This window comes from Spirosoma horti, from assembly GCF_054776595.1.
The window spans coordinates 137828-159788 of sequence record NZ_BAAHBQ010000007.1; the positions used below are offsets into that span (position 1 = coordinate 137828).

18 protein-coding genes are annotated in these 21961 nt (G+C 50.3%); 8 read left to right on the plus strand and 10 right to left on the minus strand.

Annotation, left to right across the window (positions count from 1 at the left end; translation table 11 throughout):
- Window positions 1–20 precede the first annotated feature (20 nt).
- On the minus strand, window positions 21–2360 hold the full coding sequence (locus tag ACYVAM_RS22185) for a right-handed parallel beta-helix repeat-containing protein (protein ID WP_461071122.1): 2340 nt from the start codon (window positions 2358–2360) through the stop codon (window positions 21–23).
- A gap of 209 nt (window positions 2361–2569) precedes the next feature.
- Here ACYVAM_RS22185 and fahA point away from each other — a divergent pair, with 209 nt between their 5' ends.
- From fahA to ACYVAM_RS22200, 3 genes are all read left to right on the plus strand, one after another.
- Complete coding sequence (gene fahA / locus ACYVAM_RS22190) at window positions 2570–3745, plus strand: fumarylacetoacetase (RefSeq protein WP_461071124.1); 1176 nt, start codon at window positions 2570–2572, stop codon at window positions 3743–3745.
- Entirely contained in the window at window positions 3742–4629 is an 888-nt protein-coding gene (locus ACYVAM_RS22195) for a flavin reductase family protein (protein WP_461071126.1), read from the plus strand. The genes fahA and ACYVAM_RS22195 overlap by 4 nt, the downstream gene beginning before the upstream one ends.
- Window positions 4630–4845: 216 nt before the next feature.
- Window positions 4846–6456: an alpha-amylase family glycosyl hydrolase gene (locus ACYVAM_RS22200; RefSeq protein WP_461071128.1), complete on the plus strand. Its 1611-nt coding sequence runs from the start codon at window positions 4846–4848 to the stop codon at window positions 6454–6456.
- Here the strand turns inward: ACYVAM_RS22200 and ACYVAM_RS22205 are convergent.
- Window positions 6449–7138 carry a DUF421 domain-containing protein gene (locus tag ACYVAM_RS22205; RefSeq protein WP_461071130.1) on the minus strand — a complete coding sequence of 230 codons (690 nt, stop codon included), beginning with the start codon at window positions 7136–7138 and terminating at the stop codon, window positions 6449–6451. The two genes, ACYVAM_RS22200 and ACYVAM_RS22205, sit on opposite strands and share 8 nt — an antisense overlap.
- Window positions 7139–7145: 7 nt before the next feature.
- The gene (locus ACYVAM_RS22210) at window positions 7146–7835 is read right to left on the minus strand and encodes a DUF421 domain-containing protein (RefSeq protein ID WP_461071132.1); all 690 of its coding nucleotides are present in this window, start codon (window positions 7833–7835) and stop codon (window positions 7146–7148) included.
- A gap of 232 nt (window positions 7836–8067) precedes the next feature.
- Here ACYVAM_RS22210 and ACYVAM_RS22215 point away from each other — a divergent pair, with 232 nt between their 5' ends.
- A complete protein-coding gene (locus ACYVAM_RS22215; RefSeq protein ID WP_461071134.1) occupies window positions 8068–9807 on the plus strand; it encodes an alpha-amylase family protein in 1740 nt (579 codons plus the stop codon).
- A gap of 91 nt (window positions 9808–9898) precedes the next feature.
- Here the strand turns inward: ACYVAM_RS22215 and ACYVAM_RS22220 are convergent, their stop codons facing one another.
- From ACYVAM_RS22220 to ACYVAM_RS22245, 6 genes are all read right to left on the minus strand, one after another.
- Window positions 9899–10465, minus strand: coding sequence for a TetR/AcrR family transcriptional regulator (locus tag ACYVAM_RS22220; RefSeq protein ID WP_461071136.1), 567 nt, complete (start codon window positions 10463–10465; stop codon window positions 9899–9901).
- Window positions 10466–10674: 209 nt separating this feature from the next.
- The gene (locus ACYVAM_RS22225; RefSeq protein WP_461071138.1) at window positions 10675–11478 is read right to left on the minus strand and encodes a ferritin-like domain-containing protein; all 804 of its coding nucleotides are present in this window, start codon (window positions 11476–11478) and stop codon (window positions 10675–10677) included.
- 15 nt (window positions 11479–11493) lie between these two features.
- Complete coding sequence (locus ACYVAM_RS22230; RefSeq protein WP_461071140.1) at window positions 11494–12222, minus strand: ferritin-like domain-containing protein; 729 nt, start codon at window positions 12220–12222, stop codon at window positions 11494–11496.
- Between the two features lie 118 nt (window positions 12223–12340).
- A complete protein-coding gene (locus tag ACYVAM_RS22235) occupies window positions 12341–12553 on the minus strand; it encodes a hypothetical protein (RefSeq protein ID WP_461071142.1) in 213 nt (70 codons plus the stop codon).
- A gap of 216 nt (window positions 12554–12769) precedes the next feature.
- Window positions 12770–14089, minus strand: coding sequence for a sensor histidine kinase (locus tag ACYVAM_RS22240; protein ID WP_461071144.1), 1320 nt, complete (start codon window positions 14087–14089; stop codon window positions 12770–12772).
- A 153-nt stretch (window positions 14090–14242) separates the two neighbouring features.
- Complete coding sequence (locus ACYVAM_RS22245; protein WP_461071146.1) at window positions 14243–14725, minus strand: response regulator; 483 nt, start codon at window positions 14723–14725, stop codon at window positions 14243–14245.
- Window positions 14726–15824: 1099 nt separating this feature from the next.
- Here ACYVAM_RS22245 and ACYVAM_RS22250 point away from each other — a divergent pair.
- Window positions 15825–16436 carry a RagB/SusD family nutrient uptake outer membrane protein gene (locus ACYVAM_RS22250; protein WP_461071148.1) on the plus strand — a complete coding sequence of 204 codons (612 nt, stop codon included), beginning with the start codon at window positions 15825–15827 and terminating at the stop codon, window positions 16434–16436.
- 212 nt (window positions 16437–16648) lie between these two features.
- On the opposite strand, the gene ggt is transcribed toward ACYVAM_RS22250, so the two are convergent.
- The gene (ggt, locus tag ACYVAM_RS22255; RefSeq protein ID WP_461071150.1) at window positions 16649–18457 is read right to left on the minus strand and encodes a gamma-glutamyltransferase; all 1809 of its coding nucleotides are present in this window, start codon (window positions 18455–18457) and stop codon (window positions 16649–16651) included.
- A gap of 201 nt (window positions 18458–18658) precedes the next feature.
- Between ggt and ACYVAM_RS22260 the strand changes: the two genes are divergently transcribed.
- The 3 genes from ACYVAM_RS22260 (at window position 18659) to ACYVAM_RS22270 (ending at window position 21951) form a co-directional block, all read left to right on the plus strand.
- Window positions 18659–19903, plus strand: a complete 1245-nt coding sequence (locus tag ACYVAM_RS22260; RefSeq protein ID WP_461071152.1) for an ABC transporter permease — start codon at window positions 18659–18661, stop codon at window positions 19901–19903.
- Between the two features lie 560 nt (window positions 19904–20463).
- Entirely contained in the window at window positions 20464–20796 is a 333-nt protein-coding gene (locus tag ACYVAM_RS22265; RefSeq protein ID WP_461071154.1) for a winged helix-turn-helix transcriptional regulator, read from the plus strand.
- A 9-nt stretch (window positions 20797–20805) separates the two neighbouring features.
- A complete protein-coding gene (locus ACYVAM_RS22270; RefSeq protein WP_461071156.1) occupies window positions 20806–21951 on the plus strand; it encodes a fatty acid desaturase family protein in 1146 nt (381 codons plus the stop codon).
- The last annotated feature ends 10 nt before the right edge of the window (window positions 21952–21961 follow it).

Below are 21961 nucleotides of genomic sequence, written 5' to 3' on the forward strand. Positions count from 1 at the left end.
GCTCCCGGGACACCGGAATGCTACTTCAAGGGCAACGTCAGCCCAACAGCCTGTTGATTTCGCATAACAGTTACGGGCAAACGTCCCGTCCAGTTTATCTGTTGTTGAACAGCGATTAGCCGACCTATGGTTGACACCTCTTCGTTGTTGGCTGTCCGGATCACATCCCCTTTTTGTAGGCCTGATGTAGCCAGCAGACTTTCTTTCGGAATATCAACGACAATAACGCCCTTTTCATCAGGCAACCCGAAAGCCGACCGGTCACCCAGGCCCTTTACATTGCGGATGGTGGCCCCGAGCCAGACCATTTCGGTCACTTTTTCTTCCAGTTGGGCGGTTAACGGCACGGGTAATCTGGGTGTTTCGGCGATGAAGCGCAAGGCTGGTCGCTGTACGCCAAACTGGTTCATCGCAAAATTCTGAAACCCGATTTTCAGTGCCGGGCTGTCGGGCATCACCCGATAATCGCCCTTCGCGGCACCCATAAATTGAGGATCGCCCGCCAGACTACGCGCGTCGGTACCATTTTGCTGTGCTTTCTGTAAGGCCGCCTGATCGGGGAACAGATTGAAGTCTACCTCCTTTCCCCAGTCGGTAATGCCAATGGGGGCGTAGGGCCGCATGACGATATTTTGCCGAAACACATCGCCACTGTTTTTGAACCACACATGGGGGTGAAAGGAATTGTTAACCAGAATATTGTTTTCGGCTACCCGGTTGAATCCCTCCCGAAATTTGAGTCCCCCGTTCAGGCAGACGTTGTTGGTGATAAAGTAATTACTGCTGCCGTCGTCCAGGTCAATATCCCAGCCGTGGTCGCAGCGAAATCGGTTATTTCGGATAATCGTCGTCGCTCTGGCATCCAGGTCGATTAGTTCAGGGTGGGCCGCTACCAGGCTGTCCATTGTGGCCCTATTGGGGTGCCAGAACCGGTCGCGGCCCCAGGAGTTGAACGAGCCGTGGTCGCCCGTTTCGAGTACGGTATCGAACACATCGTTGTATTCCAGCAGGTGCCCGCCCCAGCTGCCTTCGCTGATGTTTATGCCAGCCCGGGGCACCTGGTAAATGGAATTATGACGAACCACAATGCCGGAAGCCATCGAAATCTCAACGCCAGCGGCTTGTTTTTCGAGTTGTCCAATATGATGAATCAGATTATCTTCGGCTATACACTGGGCCGGATAAGCCTCGTTTTTGGGACCGGGCTGCCGGTCCTGTTTTGCATAGGGTACAAATTCTTCATACCGAAAAGCCGGTGAGCGAACCGCCGATGAGTCGCCCACAAAACAAACGGCAGTGGCACCGATGGCATGAAAGTGAGATCCTTTGACCACCGAATTCCGGTTGTAGCCACTCATAAACAAGGCATTACCACCCAGTTCGGTGAACTCGCAATTGGTAAACTGACAATTTTCGGTGTTTTCCAGAAAAGCGGCTGCTCCCCGATAAATCATCCAGTCGCTCCGTAAAAGCGGCTCATTAGTGCTCATAAATGTTCGCTCGGCGTTGACGAACCGAATGCTGTGAACATGCACGTTTTTGAGTGGAGCTTCCAGGCTTCCTTTCAGTTCGATCAGCCCTTTCAAGCGGGATACGTCGATGCGGGCGGTCGTCAAGTTTACGCCCGCTGGCGGCATGAGCGACAGCACGTGGGTTGTTCGGTTATAAAACCATTCACCGGGTGCGTCCAGTTCTTCGGCAATGTTCTCGACAAAGCGCTCCTGCGGGTGCATGGGTGCCGGACGGTTGTTTTGCCAACCGCCTTCCAGTTTCAGCTGCCCGGCCTCCTTCCCCGTTATTCGGTAATGGAAATCGCCCCATTCGCCTTTGTGCAAGGCATGGACGTAGCCTCCTTTGGGGGCCTTCCACCGGCTAACGCGTTCATCACTCAACGCATCGGCGGCCGTACCGTTGTAGACCCGCGCTTTAGCGTCGTAATTCGGGTAGCGGGCCAGTACCTGTTTCTGGCCATTGACAAACAATTGCTCGAAAGCGGGCCCCGTAACGGCGGCTGTCCAGATACCATTCGAGTTCTTTTTCCACTGAAGTTTCAGCCGCCTTCCGCCACTTAACTGGGCCGTTTCTGTTTGGTAGTTACTGATGGTTAAACTCTTTCCCTGCGTGATTTGCGGATCGATATAAACCGTTTTGGGCAGGTAGTAAATGCCTTTGCGTAAAAAAATCTGAACCTTGTCTGTGGGAGCGTTTTTTATTTTCGTCAGCGCTTTTTCCAGGCTCGCCAGCGGCCGGGCGAGCGTGCCTGGATTGGCATTGCTGCCCGACGGCGCGACAAACAACTGCGTTTGTGCGTAGAGCGTCGATGTCGCCAGATAAAGAACAGGAAGAATCAGGTTTTTCATACGTATGCGAAACGGCATAAGGCAAGGCCCTGTAAAAAGAGAAGGGTAGTGAATTTATTCAGATTAGGTTATCATTACCACGCATTAGCCGCACTACCCGTTCGATTAGGCAAACATAATAAAGACTACTGTTATTAGGTAATTGACTACGCGCCAACAAATACGACGGTCAACGTTGGAGCCTAGTTGTCCACCAGCCATTTTTTCTTATGCTTTACGGCATTTTCAGTTACGACACATCGACCCCCAGAGTGGGCTTTAAACACAAGGATCATGTACTTGACCTTGAAGTTGTGGGGCTGCTTGGTTATTTTGACAGTCTCGGCATTGATCCCGGGGTATTTACCAGGCCAGTTCTGAATGAGTTCATCGCCCTGGGCAGGTCGGCTCATCAGGCGATTAAGCAGCGACTTAGGGAGTTGCTGGATAACGAAGCCAGCGCTCTTGCCGACGTTCACGACCAGGTTTTCATTCACGAATCACGGGTGCACATGCATTTGCCCGTCCGCATTGGTGACTATACCGATTTCTACGCGGGCATTCATCATGCCGAAAATGTAGGCCGTATGTTCAGGCCATCCAATGATCCGCTGTTGCCGAACTACAAACATCTGCCGGTAGCCTACCACGGTCGGGCATCGTCCATTATCGTATCGGGAACGCCCATCCGTCGCCCGACTGGGCAGTTTCTGGAGGGCGGTACCGTCACATTCGGCCCAACGAAAGCACTGGATTTCGAACTGGAACTGGGCCTCATCATTGGCAAGTCATCGACCCTTGGCCAGCCCATTTCCATTGACGACGCCGAAGACTACATCTTTGGCCTTACGCTTTTCAATGACTGGTCGGCGCGGGATATTCAGCGCTGGGAATACCAGCCGCTGGGCCCTTTTCTGGGTAAAAACTTCGCGTCGAGTTTGTCGGCCTGGGTATTGCCGTTTGACGAGCTGGAGCCGTTTCGTAGGGCGGGCATGCCGCAGGAACCAGCCCCGCTCCCTTACTTACAAAGCAGCAAGCCGGGCCATTTCGACCTCGATTTATCCGTCTGGCTACAACCCGCCGATGGCGACGAAGTCTGCATTACGCGCTCCAATGCCCAGTATTTGTATTGGAGCTTTGCCCAGATGATCGCGCATCATACCATTGGTGGCTGCAATCTTACCCTTGGCGACGTACTGGCCACCGGCACCATTTCGGGGCCAGACCCCGGCAGTTACGGGTCGCTACTCGAAATAAGCTGGAATGGCGAACGCCCGCTCCATTTGTCTCATTCGTTAACCCGGACATTTTTAGCCGATGGCGATACCCTGACCCTGCGGGGTCGGGGTTTCCGACACGGCTTTCTGGCCGATCTGGGTGATGTAACAGGAACCATTCACGTATGATAACCATCAATCCAGCCGACTTGAAACCCAATGAATTTTATCGGTTCATGATCGGTACCATTGGGCCCAGACCCATTGCTTTTGCCAGCACGATAGCGGCCGATGGGTCCGTCAATTTGAGTCCCTTCAGCTTCTTCAACATTTTTGGCTATAACCCAGCCACGCTGGTTTTTGCCCCCAGCCGGAACCGCCACGGCCACAAAAAGCACACACTTCTGAATCTGGAAGAAGTGGGCGAAGTGGTGATCAACATCGTTAACTACGCCATGGTCGAGCAGATGTCGCTGGCCAGCGCCGAGTTCGAACAGGGTGTCAATGAGTTCGATAAAGCGGGCTTTACGGCAATCGCGTCGGATCGGGTACGCCCGCCCCGCGTGGCTGAATCACCGGCTGCGTTTGAGTGTGTTGTGAAACAGATTATTCATACGGGCGACGGACCCGGATCGGGCAGTCTGGTTATCTGCGAGGTGGTTATGGGCCATTTCCACGATACAATTTTTGACGCAAAAGGGGCCATCGATCCAAACCAGTTGGACCTCATTGGCCGCATGGGTGCTGACTGGTACTGCCGCGCCCACGGTGATGCTCTTTTTGAAGTAGCCCGGCCACAAGTTGGGATTGGTGTCGATCAACTGCCCACCGACATTCGCAACAGCGCCATCCTATCCGGTAATGACCTGGGCAAGCTCGGTAGTTTTCAAAGCTTCCCTACGGCCGATGAAGTAAAGGCTTATCGGGAGTCGGGTGTATTGACGGAGCTGGTCGATGAAGCCCGGAACGGTTGCCAGTATCTACCTGATCTGCTGCATGTAAGAGCTAAACAACTCCTTACTGAAAACAAGGTAAAAGAAGCCTGGCTAACACTGCTGGCGACCCAGACTTAATAACGATATCCTCGAACGTAGCCTACGGCACCACATGCTTATTTCAGCACATTGGGCAAAACCAAGTCAGCCATTGCGGGTTTGAATTAATAAGTGCCCAGGCACAGGTGGTCTTATCTGGACCAAGCTCTGGCTTGGCCCAGATAAGACATTTCAAAGCCGTAGTCGTCGCTACACGCTGCGCGCAAATCCCAAAGCTGTTACAGCCCTCAACGAATGACCGGATCAACTCATAAATACCTTTGGTGGCAGGAAGGAATCATTTATCAAATCTACCCTCGGTCCTTTCAGGATAGTAACGGCGATGGCATCGGCGATATTCCCGGAATCTTGACCCGGCTCGACTATCTGCAGTCGCTGGGCGTTACGGCTATCTGGCTATCGCCGATCTTCCCCTCGCCCATGGCCGATTTCGGGTATGACATTTCTGACTACCAGGACATCAATCCCATCTTCGGTTCGCTGGCCGATTTTGATTTATTACTGACCGAAGTCCATAGCCGGGGGCTGAAATTGATTCTCGATTTGGTACCGAACCATACCTCCAGCCAGCATCCCTGGTTTCTGGAATCTCGCTCCTCGCGGGATAACCCGAAGCGGGACTGGTATCTCTGGCAGGATGCCCGTTTTGATGGATCGCCACCCAACAACTGGCTCAGCGTATTTGGTGGCAGCGGCTGGGAGTGGGATGAGTTAACGCAACAGTATTACTACCACGCTTTTCTAAAAGAACAGCCGGATCTGAATTGGCAAAATTCAGCCGTACAGGAAGCCATGTTTAGGGCCATGCGCTTCTGGCTGGACAAAGGTGTCGACGGGTTTCGGGTCGATGTGATCTGGCATTTGATCAAGGATGATCAGTTGCGGGATAACCCCATAAATCCCGATTATCAGCCATACATGGCTACTTACGATCAGTTGCTACCTGTCTACTCCACCGATCAGCCGGAAGTTCATGACCTGATCCGGCAAATGCGGCAGCTTGTGGATAGGTATGACGAACGGCTGTTGATTGGCGAAATCTACCTGCCGGTTCACCAGTTGATGGCCTATTATGGCGTCGACGGCGATGAAGTGCATCTTCCCTTCAATTTCCAGTTGTTGCTTTTACCCTGGGAAGCCCCTCAACTTGCCACGGCCATTACGGAGTACGAACAGGCTTTGCCCGTCAACGGCTGGCCCAATTGGGTGCTGGGCAACCACGACCAACCGCGGATTTCGAGCCGGGCGGGAACAGAACAGGCTCGGGTAGCGGCCCTTCTGTTGCTAACACTTCGGGGCACGCCTACGCTATATTATGGAGATGAAATTGGCATGCGGGATGTTCCGATCCCCTTTAATGAAGTGCAGGATCCGCAAGGACTGAACATGCCGGAAAAGAACCTGAGCCGGGACCCCGAACGAACACCCATGCCATGGAACGGTGAACCCAATGCCGGTTTCTCGAAAGGCAACCCCTGGCTTAGGCTGGCCCGCGATTTTGCCCGGCATAACGTTGACCAACAGCAGGCAGACCCCTACTCCATGCTTACGTTCTACAAACGGCTGATCAAGCTACGGCAGCAGGAACCCTCACTAAACGTTGGTGATTATTTACCGGTTTATTCAGATGCGCAACTCATTGTCTATCTTCGGCAAGCGGAGAATGCTCCTCGCTTTCTGGTTGTACTGAATCTCAGCCATAGCCCCGCCTATTTTACGCCAATGAACAGCTCATTTGAGGGAATAGTCGAAATCGCTACGTTACCCGAATGGGAAGGCAACTCGATTGGCGAAACAATCAGTTTGGGTGGTGATGAGGGTATTCTGGTCAGGCTAACTACTTGAGCGCCTGCACCCATTCAGTATGCCCGCAATTAGCACAGGCATCTGTTTTCGGACCAGATTGCGGCTGTAGGTTTCCGCAATGGTAGCAAACACACTGCTCCGGAGCTTTTTCCTGTTCATCCATAAACTCGGTATCCCATTCAGGCAACAGCGAAAGACCTGGTTTTGGCTCCGGCTCTTTAACAAGTGTGAAAGCCCCGTTTGCTTCGATATACAGCCGCTTTACGTGGCCCAGATGAATCAGTCCGCTTGAACGAAGCTGCGCAAAAAGCAACTCACGGGTCATCCGGGCATCTTTCATGGCGACCAGTTGGATAACGGCGTTCTCAACCAGCGTGCTGCTTATATCCTGGGAAATACCCTCGAAAGTCTCATTCCTGGCGGCCCAGTACGAAATAATTCGTTGTATACAGACCACAACCAGCGCAATAATAACGGCAGGCAGAAGGCCTCTGCTGGCATCCAGAATGGGGACGCCAATAGCGGCTGCCATCGAGACCATGGCAGCCATTTCGTTCCGGCTGAGCTGCGACGACATCCGGCGGCCCATCAGGCGCATCGACACAACCAGTATGAGGTAGACGACAAAGGCCCGAATGACAATTTCAATGTAAAAACTTCCCGGCACTTCCCCAAAAAGGATCCGCTGCCAGTCGGCCAGATAAATATCATCTTTTTTCATAATGAGGTTAGAGAATCGCTTCTACCCAGTTATTTGTTTGACAGATGGCACAAGGGCCGGGTGTTGGCAAGGCAGGAACGGTATTCCCGCAGTTTGTGCAGGCGAGTTGTCGGTCGCCCCCATGTTCATGAATAGTCCGCACTTCGTCATCTGAGGGAGGCAGCACCGACAGTCCGGGTTTAGGCTGTTCATTCTCATAAATACTAAACTCCCCGTAAGCCTCCAGATACAACCGTTTTATCTGGCCCAGATTGTACACATCCTCGCTCCGCAAGGCGGCAAAGATCTGTTGATGCGAAAGCCGATTTGATGTTAACTGCTCCAGTTGAATGATGCCGTCTTTAACCAGAACCGTTTCGGTTCCCTGAATTAATTTTTCGGCTTTACTACTTTTGAAGCCCAGTAAGTTCGTTCCCCTCAGAAAGGTGAGCGCGCACACCAGCGCCAATACCGCTGGCAATAACCCCCGATCTGGTATCTGCATCCCTGGAGCCATAATCCCGCCCATGGTGAGCATGACGGCCAGTTCCAGATTGGTGAGCTGCCCGTTCATCCGTTTCCCCAATAAGCGCATAATGACCAGTAAGACCAGATAAATCAGTGATGTGCGGATGAAGACTTCCAGCATAAATTCGACGGGAGCATCGCCAACGATTATTCGTTGCCAGTCTTCCAGCCAGATATGTTCCTTTTTCATTCCCGCTTAACTCCACGTACTATTGAATTGATTGACTATTAGGAAAAAAGTTATCTTTTTTCCTTTAACCTTTCTGAACGGTTATAACGCGTTGGCTCTGGCTCCACAAATCCCCTAAAGGGGTTTTGTGGAGCCAGAAAAAAGGAAGCCAGACAATCAGGAAATAAACAAAACACCAACAGGATTGCTCATTAACTGGTTGATGTAAGAATCGGGCTATTCTTACATCTCCATGAAGCAACTCATTTTCGCTTTCTTTATCAGCATTCTTGCCTCCTGCCAAACCAGCACGACTAAAACAGAATCAACTAAAACGCCCCCGGCCCCGCTTCCAACCGATTTTATGGAAGAGCTGTGGTATAAAAATGGGCTCGTCTATAGTGTCGATGTAGAAGTATTTAAAGATTCCGATAATGATGGCGTCGGTGATTTTAAGGGGCTGACCCAGCAACTGGATTATCTAAAAACGATAGGCGTTGAAACCATCTGGCTGGCTCCTTTTCAGCCCAGTCCCAACGAAGACGATGGCTATGACATATCAGATTTCTACGGTATAGACAAGCGGTTAGGCACCAGCCAGGATTTTACCGAATGTATCCAACAAGCCAGCCAGCGAGGTATTCGGGTGATGATGGATTTAGTTACGAACCACACGTCCGATCAGCATCCTTGGTTCCAGCAGGCCCGACAGCGTAAAGATTCGCCCTACCGGTCGTGGTACATATGGGCCAAAGAGCGACCGAAAAAATGGGATAAAGGCATGGTGTTTCCCGGTGTTCAAAAAGACATCTGGACCTACGACAAACAGGCAGGCGAGTATTATTACCACCGCTTCTATGAAGCCCAGCCTGATCTGAACATGCAGAATCCGGCGGTTCAGCGGGAAATGCGAAAAATTATCCGGCACTGGCTCGACAGAGGAATAGCCGGTTTTCGGGTCGATGCAGTTCCGTTTCTGATCGAGGTGGCCAACGCAGACTTCGACCCCGACAACCCCGAACACCAGTTTGACATGATCACCCAACTGCATCAGTACAGTCAGTGGCATAAACGAGATGCTATCCTGCTGGGCGAAGCGAACGTCGACCCTAAAGAACAGGAGCCCTATTTTGGGAAAGACGGGCAGGGCATGCAAACGATGTTCAACTTTTTTGTCAATCAGCATCTGTTCTACGCGCTGGCTACCGGCGAAACGGCCTCGTTAAAAGAGGCTATAAACGCCACGAAGAACATTCCACCCACAGCCCAATGGGCCAATTTTCTACGCAACCACGATGAAATCGACTTAGGGCGGTTGAGCCCAACAGATCGCGATAAAGTATACGCCCGCTTTGGCCCCGATACCACGATGCAACTCTATGACCGGGGCATTCGTCGCCGGTTGGCCCCTATGCTGAGCGACAAGCGTCTGATCCACCTCGCCTATAGTGTGCTTTTCTCGTTGCCCGGTATGCCGGTCATCCGATACGGCGAAGAAATTGGTATGGGCGATGACCTCAGCCTGAAGGAGCGCCTGTCGGTCCGAACGCCGATGCAGTGGTCAGCTGAGCCAAATGCTGGCTTTTCAACAGCGGCAAAACCCGTCCGGCCCATCATTAGCCAAGGACCTTACGGCTATAAAACGGTTAATGTAGCCGCTGAACGCGCTGATTCGTCTTCGCTCCTGAATCAGATTACCCGTTTTGTTCGTCTGCGGAAACAATGTCCCGAATTTGGGTGGGCAAATGGGAAGCTCCTCGATACAGGTTCGGATCATGTGCTGGCCATTCAATACGACTGGCAGGGGCGCTCCCTAGTAACGGTTTATAATTTCAGTTCGGACCCACAGCAATGTCAGTTAAAAAGCACCCTTAAAACCGGTTTAACACTGGTCAATTTGTTTGACAAGACAAACAATACGATTGGCGACAACGGGGCTGTTCCGGTTAAATTGGCCGGGTATGGCTCAGCCTGGTATCGCCTGAAAAAATAATCCTGAGCGATAGGGTTGTACCCATGGGCTTCAGCCCGTGTTGCCTGTCTATTGAGTTAAACACGGACTGACGCCCATACGTACAATCAACTTAACAGAGCTCTTTCGTATCATACAAAGCCAGGCCTTTCTGGGTCAGCAGGCCGCGAACGAAATGGTGCTTCATGGTCGTTTCGGCACCCGTATACGGTATATCCCACTGGCTTTGGGTAGCCCAGAGCCAGGCAAGCGTGGGTTCGTCTACATCAGGCCGGTATAAGCCTTGCTCTATACCCGCCCGAATGTTGGCGACCAGAATTGTATTGATGTAGGTTGTCCGAAGTGTCTCAAATACCCGCCAGACAGTTGGGTAATGGCGTTCAATATCACGCAGCAAATTGGGGTTCGTTGTTTGGCGGTAGGCAATAAGCCGGTCCCAGATGCGTAAGGCACCAATAATTGGATTCGAGGCCAGCGTATGAATAACCCGGGCTTCGCGTAAATTTTCATCCAGTTGCGTTTCCAGTACCAGCCTCACCAGTTCTTCCTTATCGACAAAATGCTGGTAAAGTGTCTTCTTGGAAATACCCAGTTGCCGGGCTACGTCGTCCAGACGAACGGTGCGTACACCAAATTGATTAAATAAATGCCTTGCCTCGGCGATGATCCGGTCTTTCACGTCCTATAGTTAGCCATTGTCTGTACGACAAACTGCGGATTTAATCACTATGTTCTGAGGGGCGTTTCGTTTGAACGATGAGCGTATACGTAAGCACCCCCCCAGCTGAACTCTTGATGTCTGGAGTCCCTTTAAGCAAACAAGCCGCCGATCACAGCTTGACTGGATCGGCGGCTCAGCATTATGTATGCAGGATAACCCAGCTTTGCTTACGATAGGAATGGCGTAACAATGGCCGTTACCTGTTCGCGGGTTAATGGCTCATCGAAGGCTTCGGTAATGCCCTCCAGCGGTACCTGGCCCGACAGCAGTTCTGCCAGGTTGATTCCTTTCTGAACAACGTTATCCTCGCCCATGTAGACCATGGAACCAACCGATTGCGGTAAGCCCGATGGGCTGGCCAGCGGAACCCAGCCTTTCTGCCCGCGCATGTACCGAATCCGGGCAGCGTGGGCTGCTTCGGTAGCGTGAATACGCAGGGCCGTCTCCAGAATGGGTTTGGCGTTCATCAAATTGGGTGCCTGCCCTTTGTAGGCTCGTACACCTGTATCTTCAAATGCCTGCGAAACGGCCGCAAACGTCTGGAAGTTGGTAAATGTATCCGTAAACATCCCTTTGGCCGAATAGTCGAAAGGGGGTTTAGCGATGGCTTTTGGCCCCAGCACCGACTTCAGCAGCTTGACGTGTAACTCTTCATGCCGCCGGATGTATTCAAAAGCGAGCTTAAATTCGTTGGGAATCAGGCCGGGCACGTTGGTACCGAATTCGTAAAAATTCGATTCCAGATATTCCAGCAACAGCGCAAAGTTCAGCACATCCACAACATTCTGTGGCAATTCACTGCTTTGGCCATAGGCTTTGGTCAGCGCCGAAGCCATGATAGCCGGAGCCGCTACGGCTACTGTTTTGCGGGTTAGTGTACTAAATAAACCCCGGCGCGACACGTGTTCCAGCCGGTCAAAAAACTCTTCGTCAACCTTGTCGAGTTCGGTAAAAATAGATTGGAGATTCATAGGTATTGAACAGGTTTAGGCGACGTTGGTCGGCAGGTTGCGGGCATCGATTATCTCACGTACGTATTTCTGGGCTTTAGGCAGCACTTCCATCGGTTCCAGTTTGATGAACAGACCGGCATCCACCACGATGTTATCGCCCGCAAAGGCTGTTTGATTCATGTACTCCATTTCGCGGATGATGGACACGTGCCGGGCTTCGACAGAAACGATTTTACCGGCCAGCGCCAAGTTTTCAGGGTCGGTCAGGTATTTGCCCCCCCCATTATAAGCCGCCGTTCCAATTTCAGCAAACATCCGCGATGCCTCCAGCACGTCGGTACGCTGCCGGAAATTGATACTACTGAAATCGAGCGTCAGGTCTGGTATGCCAGCACTGCCCAAGGCAGCACGGTAAAATGCCCGGTGAGTTACTTCATGGTTACGCAGGTCCTGAAACAGCTGCAATTCCATTGCTGTAATCTTCTCGTAGGGATTAGCCAGCACTAATTCGTAAAAGCGGGATTCAATCTGTTCCAGCACAAAGGCGTAGTTCAGAATGCCAAGATCTCCGCCTGGTAGGGTAATGACGTCGCCCGGAGCGGCAGCGCGCGCTCCATCGGGACTAACCTGAAGATCGGCGGTGGAGCAGGCAGTCAGCAGGCCGCCCGTTACCGCAGCCGCCCCGACCGTTCGCAAAAATGACCGCCGGTGAGCATTCACTGCCACCTCTGTCGGCCCCATTAATTCGTTGAGTTTTTTCATGGAAAAAGTAAATAATAAGTAGTACTATAGATTTACTGCCACGTAAGACATGCGACAAATAGAAAAGTTTCATATAATGAGGTAATGGCCTTCTGGCTACCCGGCAGACCCCTCTCTTTTACTGACTGACAGGCAACTCACGTTTCTGGTTAACGGACGGTTGCTGAGCTAAAAAGTTGTATTGGTTGATCAGCATCAATTGCGCCAGCGTGCTGGAAATAGTTGACTGAATGCGCATGGAGTCAATCGGGCCTGATTGATTACCCGACAGGCAGCGTATGGAAAAATATATGCCAAGAAACCAGCGTAGAAACAGGAATAGGGCTGGCACAGAAGAAACGCTCTAGGACAAGGATAGCCTTTCGCCTGATCATCCTATTGAAAAACTGACTTTATTCGTCAACATGCCTCCTTTATGGGGGTGGTCCTTTCTTTACATGAACAAACGGTGAGCAATGGATTCCTCATCTTGTTGGTTGCGTTCAACAATGGCAACACTTGCCTGCTCTGTCGTGAGGGCAGCCTTCTGACTGGCCGTCTTTCGGGCTCAGTTATGTTGGCGGGTAAAGCCTTGTCCCTCCTGCCGGATAGCCATACGAATTCGAAAGAGTGTTCCTCGGCCGGGCTGGCTTTCAATTTCAAGATTCGCTTCCAGCAGGTCACACAACCGCTTGACAATCTGCAGACCAACACCTTCTCCACCTGTACGACCCCGCTCTTTGGCTAACGTTGGGCCGGGCGGTATCTCCTGATCATTGTTGGGCAGAACCGTAACCGGTTCTGCCTGATCAATTCCCGTGGTGCTGGTGGCATCGACGGTTGGTTTAAGTTGCTTCACCAGGAGGCTGGTCAACCCCGACGGTAAACCCGGCCCTGAATCCTGAATACCGATCACCCAGCGTGCATCACCCTGTTGTGACCAGGAAATGGAGATAAATCCGCTGGCCGTATACGTCAGTGAGTTAACCAGTAAATTCTGGACAATTCGCTGAAGTTTCATTTTGTCGCTCTCAACCAGCAAAGAGTCCGGGCCGCTGGCTTGCACGACCAAGCCTCGCTGGGTGGCCATTGGCTGAGCATTTTCTATAATTCCTTTCAGCAATTCGCTGGCATTAAATTGTTCCACCTGAAGCGTTTCTTCACCGGCTTCCAGCCGGGCCAATGCCATAAGACTATCCAGCATGGACTGCACATTGGTCAGGTTACGACTCAGCATATCCGCATACTGCTCTCGTTCCTGATCGCTTATATTTTCGGCTTTGAGCAGGTAAGCGGCACTATTGATAATACCAAAACTCCCCTTCAAATCGTGTGAAGAGGTACGAAGCATATCTCCACGCTGGCGCGAAAGTTCTTCCATCTGGTTGAGAGCCTGCTGCAGCGTAGCCACCCGGTTGGCGGCCTCAAGCCGCTGGAGTTCATCATATTTTTTTACGCTACCGTGCATCGTTTCGGTCATGACCCAAACAATCTGCTGCTGTACCTGAAGCAGTAGCTGAGCATCCGTTTCCGGAAATAATTCCAGATACGCCTTTAGCTCATTGAACAGGCTCTGTGTCAGATGATTAATCTCCCGTATTGTCTCTGCCAAAGCAAGTGCTTTTTGCCAGCGGTGCAGTCCATGGGATGTAGCCGTTAGGCTTAAATCAGCCTCTGGTTGCTGATTTAACAGACGCTGTTCCAGTATATCCAGAACAATGGGCAGCAAGTCATTGAATTCCTCCCGGCTAAGAACGGAAACTTTACTTAATGCCGGATCTTGTTCGCAGGCTAGCCGCCAGTTTTGTAAGATGGCTTCCCGTCGGGAAAATAAGTACCTGACGAGTTCTTTGGTAGATGAAAGGTGGTCTAAGGCAGGGGTATCCATAAAAACATCTGGTTGTACAGCTCGTTTTCAACCCCAGCAAAATTGCTGGACAGAACGGTAATAACTAGTTACCTGTGTTCTTTACAGATTAACAGCCTTTTAAAGTAAAGGTTATGAAATTTGGCCCAGCGGTTGAAAAGTTCGAGTAATGTATTACAGTACATATTGTAAAGGAGGCAAACTAACGGTTTCCCACCAATAGGTCCGTAACTCCTGAAAATAGGTAAGCCAACCGTCAAACGTTGTTGGTTTTACCAGGTAGGATGAAGCGCCTAAGGCATAGGCTTCCAGTATGTCGTTACTATCATCCGACGAACTCAGCATAATAACCGGAACCTGACAAAACGGAACAGGCAGCTGTTTAATCTGCCTGAGGAGTTGCCATCCGGCCATACGATTAGGTACATATAAATCCTGTATGATCACCTTAGGAATTTCCCACTCCTGATGCTGCCACTCCTGCATAAACGCGAGTGCCTCCTGTGGACATACCGCCCGGATAGGCGTCACTTCGGAAAGACACTGTTGCATAGCGCCTTTAATCAAGAGCCAATGATCATCATTGTCCTCAATGATCAGTACTTTCGCTCGTTTGAAATTTGATTTAATCCTTACTTGATCGTGGAAACTTTTCATCTATTACATAGGGCGTTGTTGGCACTATAAAGTTACTATAAATCCGTTTAATAAATGTCTTTTTACGAGTAAGTTTATATATAAAATATTTGTATACTTAACAGGCAACTCACTTAATTTATTCATATAAATAATAAGCAATATTTTTAACCATATTTTAATAAAAATATCAGTTTTAGTAATGTACTATAATACGTAATTAATAGCATTACAAGCAGATAGGGCATACACGACACCGAAGGCGCAACAGCTGTTATATCAATTAATTATGTATAAAATAATCAAGAATAATAAGGTAATTACATCTTGTTATACAAGTTAGTCAATAAAATTTACACCCGCTTCAACGCTCATTCTAGTTACCTATTGAAAGCAAGCTAAACTGTTACGAAAATGGGTACCATAAATCTATTTTTACTTAATTAAATTCGGCCCATTAGCTCATTATTTTAGCCTATATTATTATAATTCTTACTTAGTAAGTTACTCATGAGCATACACAGATAAATTAAGCATAAACGGTAATCTGATCGATGGAACCAGAAGAGCCAAGTAAGCCAAACATTCGAAGAAAAAATCAGGAGATAGTTGAGCCTGATATCGCAGCAAGTAATTCCAGCAGGCACTGGCTGGCCTTGTATCGTAGCCGGGTCTATGAGTTATGTTATCCCTTCGAAAAGCCCTCTCCAGAGCGAAACACGAGTTGCATTAACCCCAGGAATACTCCTAAATGAAGCTGGCCTAACAATTCATTGGCCTTTATGATTGGCTGAACCGGAGCCACTCAGCTGGCATCCTGGAACAGTTGTTTATAGGCCACCTCCCCGGCAATTAGCTGCTTTTGCGGCCTCTCTGGCACGGCCTCCGCCCTAGCGTCCCATTCCCGTACTACCACGTTAGTTTCCGTCTATTTCCCAAAAAATGGCGGTTTCTCTTCAGCAATAATGCCTCATGCAGGGCATGTCAATATCAATTCTATGTCCAACAATTATGAAAAACAATTAACGATGGCTAGTGGACCGAAGCCATTATTGCAGCGACTCAGGTGTTGACTAGTACTTTATATCAGTTATCACCAACGTTTAACAAAGTATTCCCGTTGGAGAACAAGATCGAGTCAATTTTTGAGGTGCAGTTTGCGGGTACCGCCGATGGTGGCTTCATCTTTCCCGACTTGCTGTTACCATCGCCACCGGCGACCTACTCGTTCCCGAAATTCAATATCCCAACGGCCGAGTTACTGGCCTATGCCGACACCCTCAATGACCAGCGCTGGCGGTTTACGGGCGAGGTGACCCAGGCGGGTCGGAATCACGCCAGTTTCGGGATGGCTACCTCTGCAACTGCCAATGAAAATGGGCCGAATGAGCAAAGCGGGCCCAGCCAGGCTGCACTCAGCCGCCTGAATGCGGTGCGTACACGGGCGGGCCTGCGGGCATTGGTCTTATCCGATGTCGCCACGCAGCAGGCCTTCCGAAATGAGGTTGAGCGGCAACGACGGCTGGAGCTGGCTTTTGAAGGGGAACGGTGGTTCGACTTGCTCCGCTACGCCCGACAAACACTGGCCAACCCGACCCAGGTTCATCAGGTTATAGCGCTGGATATTATTCAGCAGATGCGGGGCACACGGGATGTCAATTACCTGCTGTTTCCGTTTCCACAGACGGAAATCAATAACAATTCGCTGTTGCAACAAAATCCAGGTTACTAGAGCCCATATAACCTAAGCTAATGCCTGCTCATTAAGAAAGCCGCGCCGGTTGATTCCAGCGCGGCTTTGTTTGGCGTTGTTTAGAATAATTTTTTGGGCAATTTACCTCTGAATCCCCTGAAGGGGATTCAGAGGTAAAGTTGGCCGATGACAAGCATATTATGAGTTGAACGTGCAGCTCTAAGCAGCCTCTTTTTTACGGACAAAGTCAATTAATAGCCCCGCGCAGTGTTGTCGGCCCGTGGGTCGGAGGCTCCTTCGTAGGATCCATCGGGCCGAATCAATACGCAATCCATCCGGCCTAGTGTATTCGTCAGTTTTTCCAGGATATACCCCCGGTTTTTCAGGGCGTCTATGGTAGCATCGGAGAAAGCGCCATTCTCGAATATCGTCTTATCGGGCAGCCATTGGTGGTGAAACTTCAGGGCATTCACTGCCTGCTGCATGGTCATGCCATGTTCGATTACGTTTAGAATCGTTTGGTAGACAGATGTCATAATGGTCGATCCGCCGGGCGTACCCACCACCATAAATAGTTTCCCGTCTTTCTCCAGAATCGTTGGTGTCATAGACGACAGCATCCGTTTGTTGGGGGCGATAGCATTGGCCTGGTTTCCAATTAATCCATACATATTTGGTGCACCGGGCTTCACGCTGAAATCGTCCATTTCATTGTTCATGAAGAACCCCGCCCCGCCAATCACGACACGGCTGCCGTAGCCTCCGTTAAGGGTTGTCGTGATACTCACCGCATTGCCCTCTTTATCGACAACCGAAAAGTGGGTCGTTTCCAGACTCTCATAGCCGGGAATCGATCCGCCCTTTATAGCCCGGCTGTCGGTGGCTTTCGCCCAGGAGAAATCGGTCCAGCGGGTACGCAGGTAGTCCGGGCTCATCAGTTGGGTAGCAGGCACCTTCACAAAATCGGGATCACCCAAAAACTTGGCCCGGTCGGCATATACGCGCCGTTCGGCTTCAATCATGACCTGTACCGTACTATCGCGGTTCCAGCCCCATTTACGCAGGGGAAAGGGCTCGGTAAAACGCATCATCTGCACCAGCGCGATGCCTCCGCTGGAGGTAGGCGGCATGGTAATTACGTTGTAGTTTTTGTAGGTTGCCTGAATAGGATCGCGCCAGACAGCGTGGTAATTTTTCAGGTCTTCTTCGGTAATCAGGCCCTTGCCGCGCATCATTTCCTCGGCCAGTAAGCGCGCGGTTTCGCCTTCGTAAAAACCGGCGCGCCCCTGCGCCTGGATTCGTTGCAGGGTTCTTGCCAGATCCATCTGCACCAGCAAGTCGCCCTTATGCCAGCTAACGGTATCGGTTACGGCGGCACTTTTCAAGAAATAGGCTTTCCCGGGATTGATGGTCGTGAGGTCTGTTTTGATTCGGTTCAGGCCAACAGCATCCCGTTCAGTGAGCGCGAAGCCTTTCTGGGCCAAGTCAATGGCGGGCTGCAATACCTGTGCCCAGGGCAGTTTCCCAAAGCGTTTGTGCGCTTCGGCCATCCCATCCACCGAACCCGGCACGCCACTCGCCAGGTGGCCGCTGATGCTGAGACCCGGACGAACGTTGCCCGCCGAGTCAAGGTACATGTTTGGAGTAGCCCGGCCGGGCGCTTTTTCCCGGTAATCCAGCGTATAGGCTTTGCCAACATGTTCGCGATAAACCATGAAGCCACCCCCACCAATATTCCCCGCTCCCGGATAGACCACAGCCAGGGCAAACTGCACCGCCACGGCGGCATCGACAGCATTACCACCTGCTTTCAAAATAGCAAGACCAACCTGGGAGGCCTCCGGATGGGCCGATGCTACCATACCATTTCGCCCGATAACCCCCACCCGATCCGAGAAGAAAGGTTTAACGGTGGGGTCTTCGTCGCGGTATTGATAAACGCCCTGGCTCTGAGCTACCTTCGTATCGGCAGTCGATGAGGTCGTCGATTGGGTTTTACAAGCACCGACCGCTATCACCAGAAGGAGCCATAGGAAATGAGGAGTGACACGTTTATGCATAGAGTGTTCAGATTGCGGTTGTACAGTAATTTACAAAAATAACGTTATCCCGATGATACCCAAATCAGCCACTTATCCGCCTGAAGGTCACACTTGTCCGAAATGGTTTGGTGGATACTGACCGATGTCGTACTTTCCGATGGTGAAGTCGTTCCGTTGTGACGCACTTTCCTCTATTCACTCTTTCGCTTTTCAATCCGCGTGAAGTTCATTCGTCAGACCTTTGAAAGTTTTCGATTTGCGTGGCAGGCGCTGCGATCGAATCTGCTGCGTACCATGCTCTCGCTGCTGGGCGTGACCATTGGTATTTTTGCCATTATCGCCGTGTTTACGCTGGTCGATTCGCTGGAGCGGAATATTAAAGAAAGTCTGTCATTCATCGGCGACAAGGTCGTGTATGTCCAAAAATGGCCCTGGTCGTTTGGGAGTGGTGAATACCAGTGGTGGAAGTACTTTCAGCGGCCAGAGCCTTCTTATAAAGAATACAAATTCCTGAAGGAAAAGCTCGAAAATGCGCAGGCCATTGTCGCCATGGACTTCAAAGGGCGCGTGACGATCAAAAACGGAAATAACAGCATGGCCGCGCTTATTCAGGGCACCACACTCGACTATAATATAATTTCTGATGTGCCCATTGAAAAGGGCCGGTATTTTACCCAGCAGGAAATCGACGTGGCGCGTAATGTTACCATCATTGGCTCCGATGTGGCCGAAAATATTTTTCCCGGCCAGGATCCCATCGGGAAAACATTCAAGATTAGCGGACTGAATTTTACCGTTATCGGGCTGCAGCGCAAAAAAGGCGAAAGCATTATCAATGTGGGCGGCAACCCCGATATCAAATGCCTGATTCCCTACGGTGCCTTTGCCAAGATGTTTCACTCCATTAACCCCAGTATCGACATTGCCATAAAAGGGTACGATACCGACGAGGGTCTGCTCGAACTGGAAAGCGAAATTAGGGGCCTGATGCGTACCCGGCGTGGTGTGCGCCCCCTTCAGGACGACAATTTTGCCATCAACCGTCCCGAAGCAGCCGCCCAGGCTATCAGCGGAATTTTTGTGGTACTTACCCTGGCGGGCTGGGTAATTGGTGGTTTCTCCATTTTAATCGGCGGCTTTGGTATCGCTAATATCATGTTCGTCAGCGTGAAAGAGCGAACCAACATCATTGGCATTCAAAAATCATTGGGAGCCAAAAATTATGTCATCCTCTTCCAGTTTCTGTTCGAAGCGGTCCTGCTGAGTCTGGTGGGCGGCCTTGTTGGCATTTTATTGGTTTATCTGCTCACGTTCATGAGCCTGGGTAGCCTTGTGCTTCAGCTCACGGCAGCCAATATTATTCTGGGATTAGGGGTTTCGAGCGTCATTGGTATTCTGTCCGGCATCATTCCGGCCTTTTCAGCCGCTCGTCTCGATCCCGTCATTGCCATACGAGCCAAATAAGGGTTCATGCGTTTCCTGGTCTAAGTAGCAACGGGCAATCCCGATTGCTCGCAGACACGTATGTGTACAAATACTTCCTACCAGCTGAATTCGTAGTTTTTTCAAAAAAGTCCTCATGCAGGTAGTAACCATAAGAAACTATTAAGTAATTTAAAACAATTTCGGCAAAATATTTATTTAGTTATTAACTTAATTTGGCAAATATTATTTTACTTTGCCTAAAAGTAAGGAACTTACCTGGGGGTAATCAAGTTACCTCTATGATAGTGCTCATATGCTCCTCCTCTTCCAGTCATTATTATCAGTACCGAGTATATCTGGTAGCTAATCTTCTTCCTTCGTCTGGTTTATTGCTGAACGAACTCATTACATCCCAGAACAACGCGTATAACCTGTTTTTCTATTCAGCAATTTTAAAATTCAAGGCTACAAGTTGAGTGAACCAGTCTGGCAATCTATCCGTTCGGGCCAGTCTGACCACCCAGCGGTAACCGATTCCGTTCATAACGACTCAGCCTGCCCGATATCACTGTTTCGGTTCTGTTATCATTTATACCAAAATGTCAAAAAGTAACCGAAACGAGCTATCTTTCGAGCCTGACCTTCTTTTGATTAGCAATGCCCTGGTGATCGTCTCCGGTAAATGGCGACTTTATATCATCCTTGTCTTAGGCGAACAAACGCTCAGGTACAGTCAACTCAGCGACAGACTTCCGGGAGTCAGTGAAAAAGTTTTAGCGGGCGAATTAAAAGCCCTCGTTACTTTAGGCGTTATGAAACGGGAGGCTTTCGCTGAAGTTCCTTTACGGGTTGAATATACACTCACCGAACGAGGCCGATTGATTTTACCTATTCTCCAACAGGTACAGCAAATTGGCCAAATTTTTAACTGATATATATTGATGTCAAATCCATTAAAATTCAAAGACAAAAACCGATCACAATTTTTCTCAACTGTTCGTAAACGAGTCGACGCCTATTTTGTCGAAAATGATCTTTCTACTCACGCCAACGGGGCCATGTGGGCCAAGGCAACCTTCTTTCTAATTGGCTATGCAACCCTTTATGGCCTGATCCTATCCAACCAGTTTGGGTTATGGACAATGCTCGGGTTAGCCATGGTACTGGGTATGTTCGCGGCTTTTATTGGCTTCAATGTCTCACACGATGGCTTGCACGGCTCTTTTTCGGGGCGTAGTTGGGTCAATCGGCTTATGGGCAATAGTTTTTATCTGCTGGGAGCCAACCCGTATATCTGGAAGATAACACACAACATCGTTCACCACACGTATACGAACATACCCGGCCATGATGAAGACATCGAACTGGCTCCGGGCCTCGTGCGCCTGGACCCCCAGGAAGACCTTCGGCCCTGGCACCGGTATCAGCAGTGGTACACGTTTCCGCTCTATGCGCTGGCGTCGCTGTCATGGGTGCTGCGTAAAGATTACGTGAAATTCTTCAAGAACGAGATCGGGCATCACGATAACTCATCGCACCCTCAGGCCGAATATATCAAACTGTTTGCCTCCAAAACGATCTATTACATTTGCTTTCTGGCGTTGCCATATGTGCTTCTTGACCTGACCTGGTGGCAATTGGTCGTAGGGTTTGTGATGATGCACGTAGCCGAAGGGCTGGTTCTGGGGCTTGTTTTCCAACTGGCCCATGCCGTAGAAGGTACGGATTTCCCAATCCCCGACGAACGGGGCGATATTCAATCGGCCTGGGCTGTACACCAAATGCATACGACGGCGAATTTCGCACCCGACTCGGCAATGGCAGCCTTTCTGTGCGGTGGTCTGAACCGCCAGATCGAACACCATTTATTCCCGAAAGTTTGCCATATTCACTATCCGGCAATCGGTAAAATTGTCAAGGAAACAGCGCATGAATTTGGCCTGCCTTATCTGGAAAACCGCAGTTTTGGCTCGGCGCTTGTCTCTCACTTCCGTCTGCTACGAACATTAGGGCAGGCTGAACCAACTAAACCAGTAGAACATACTCTATTACCGCTGACTCAACGAGTGCCTGAACCTTCTTTATAAGGGCAGGCTT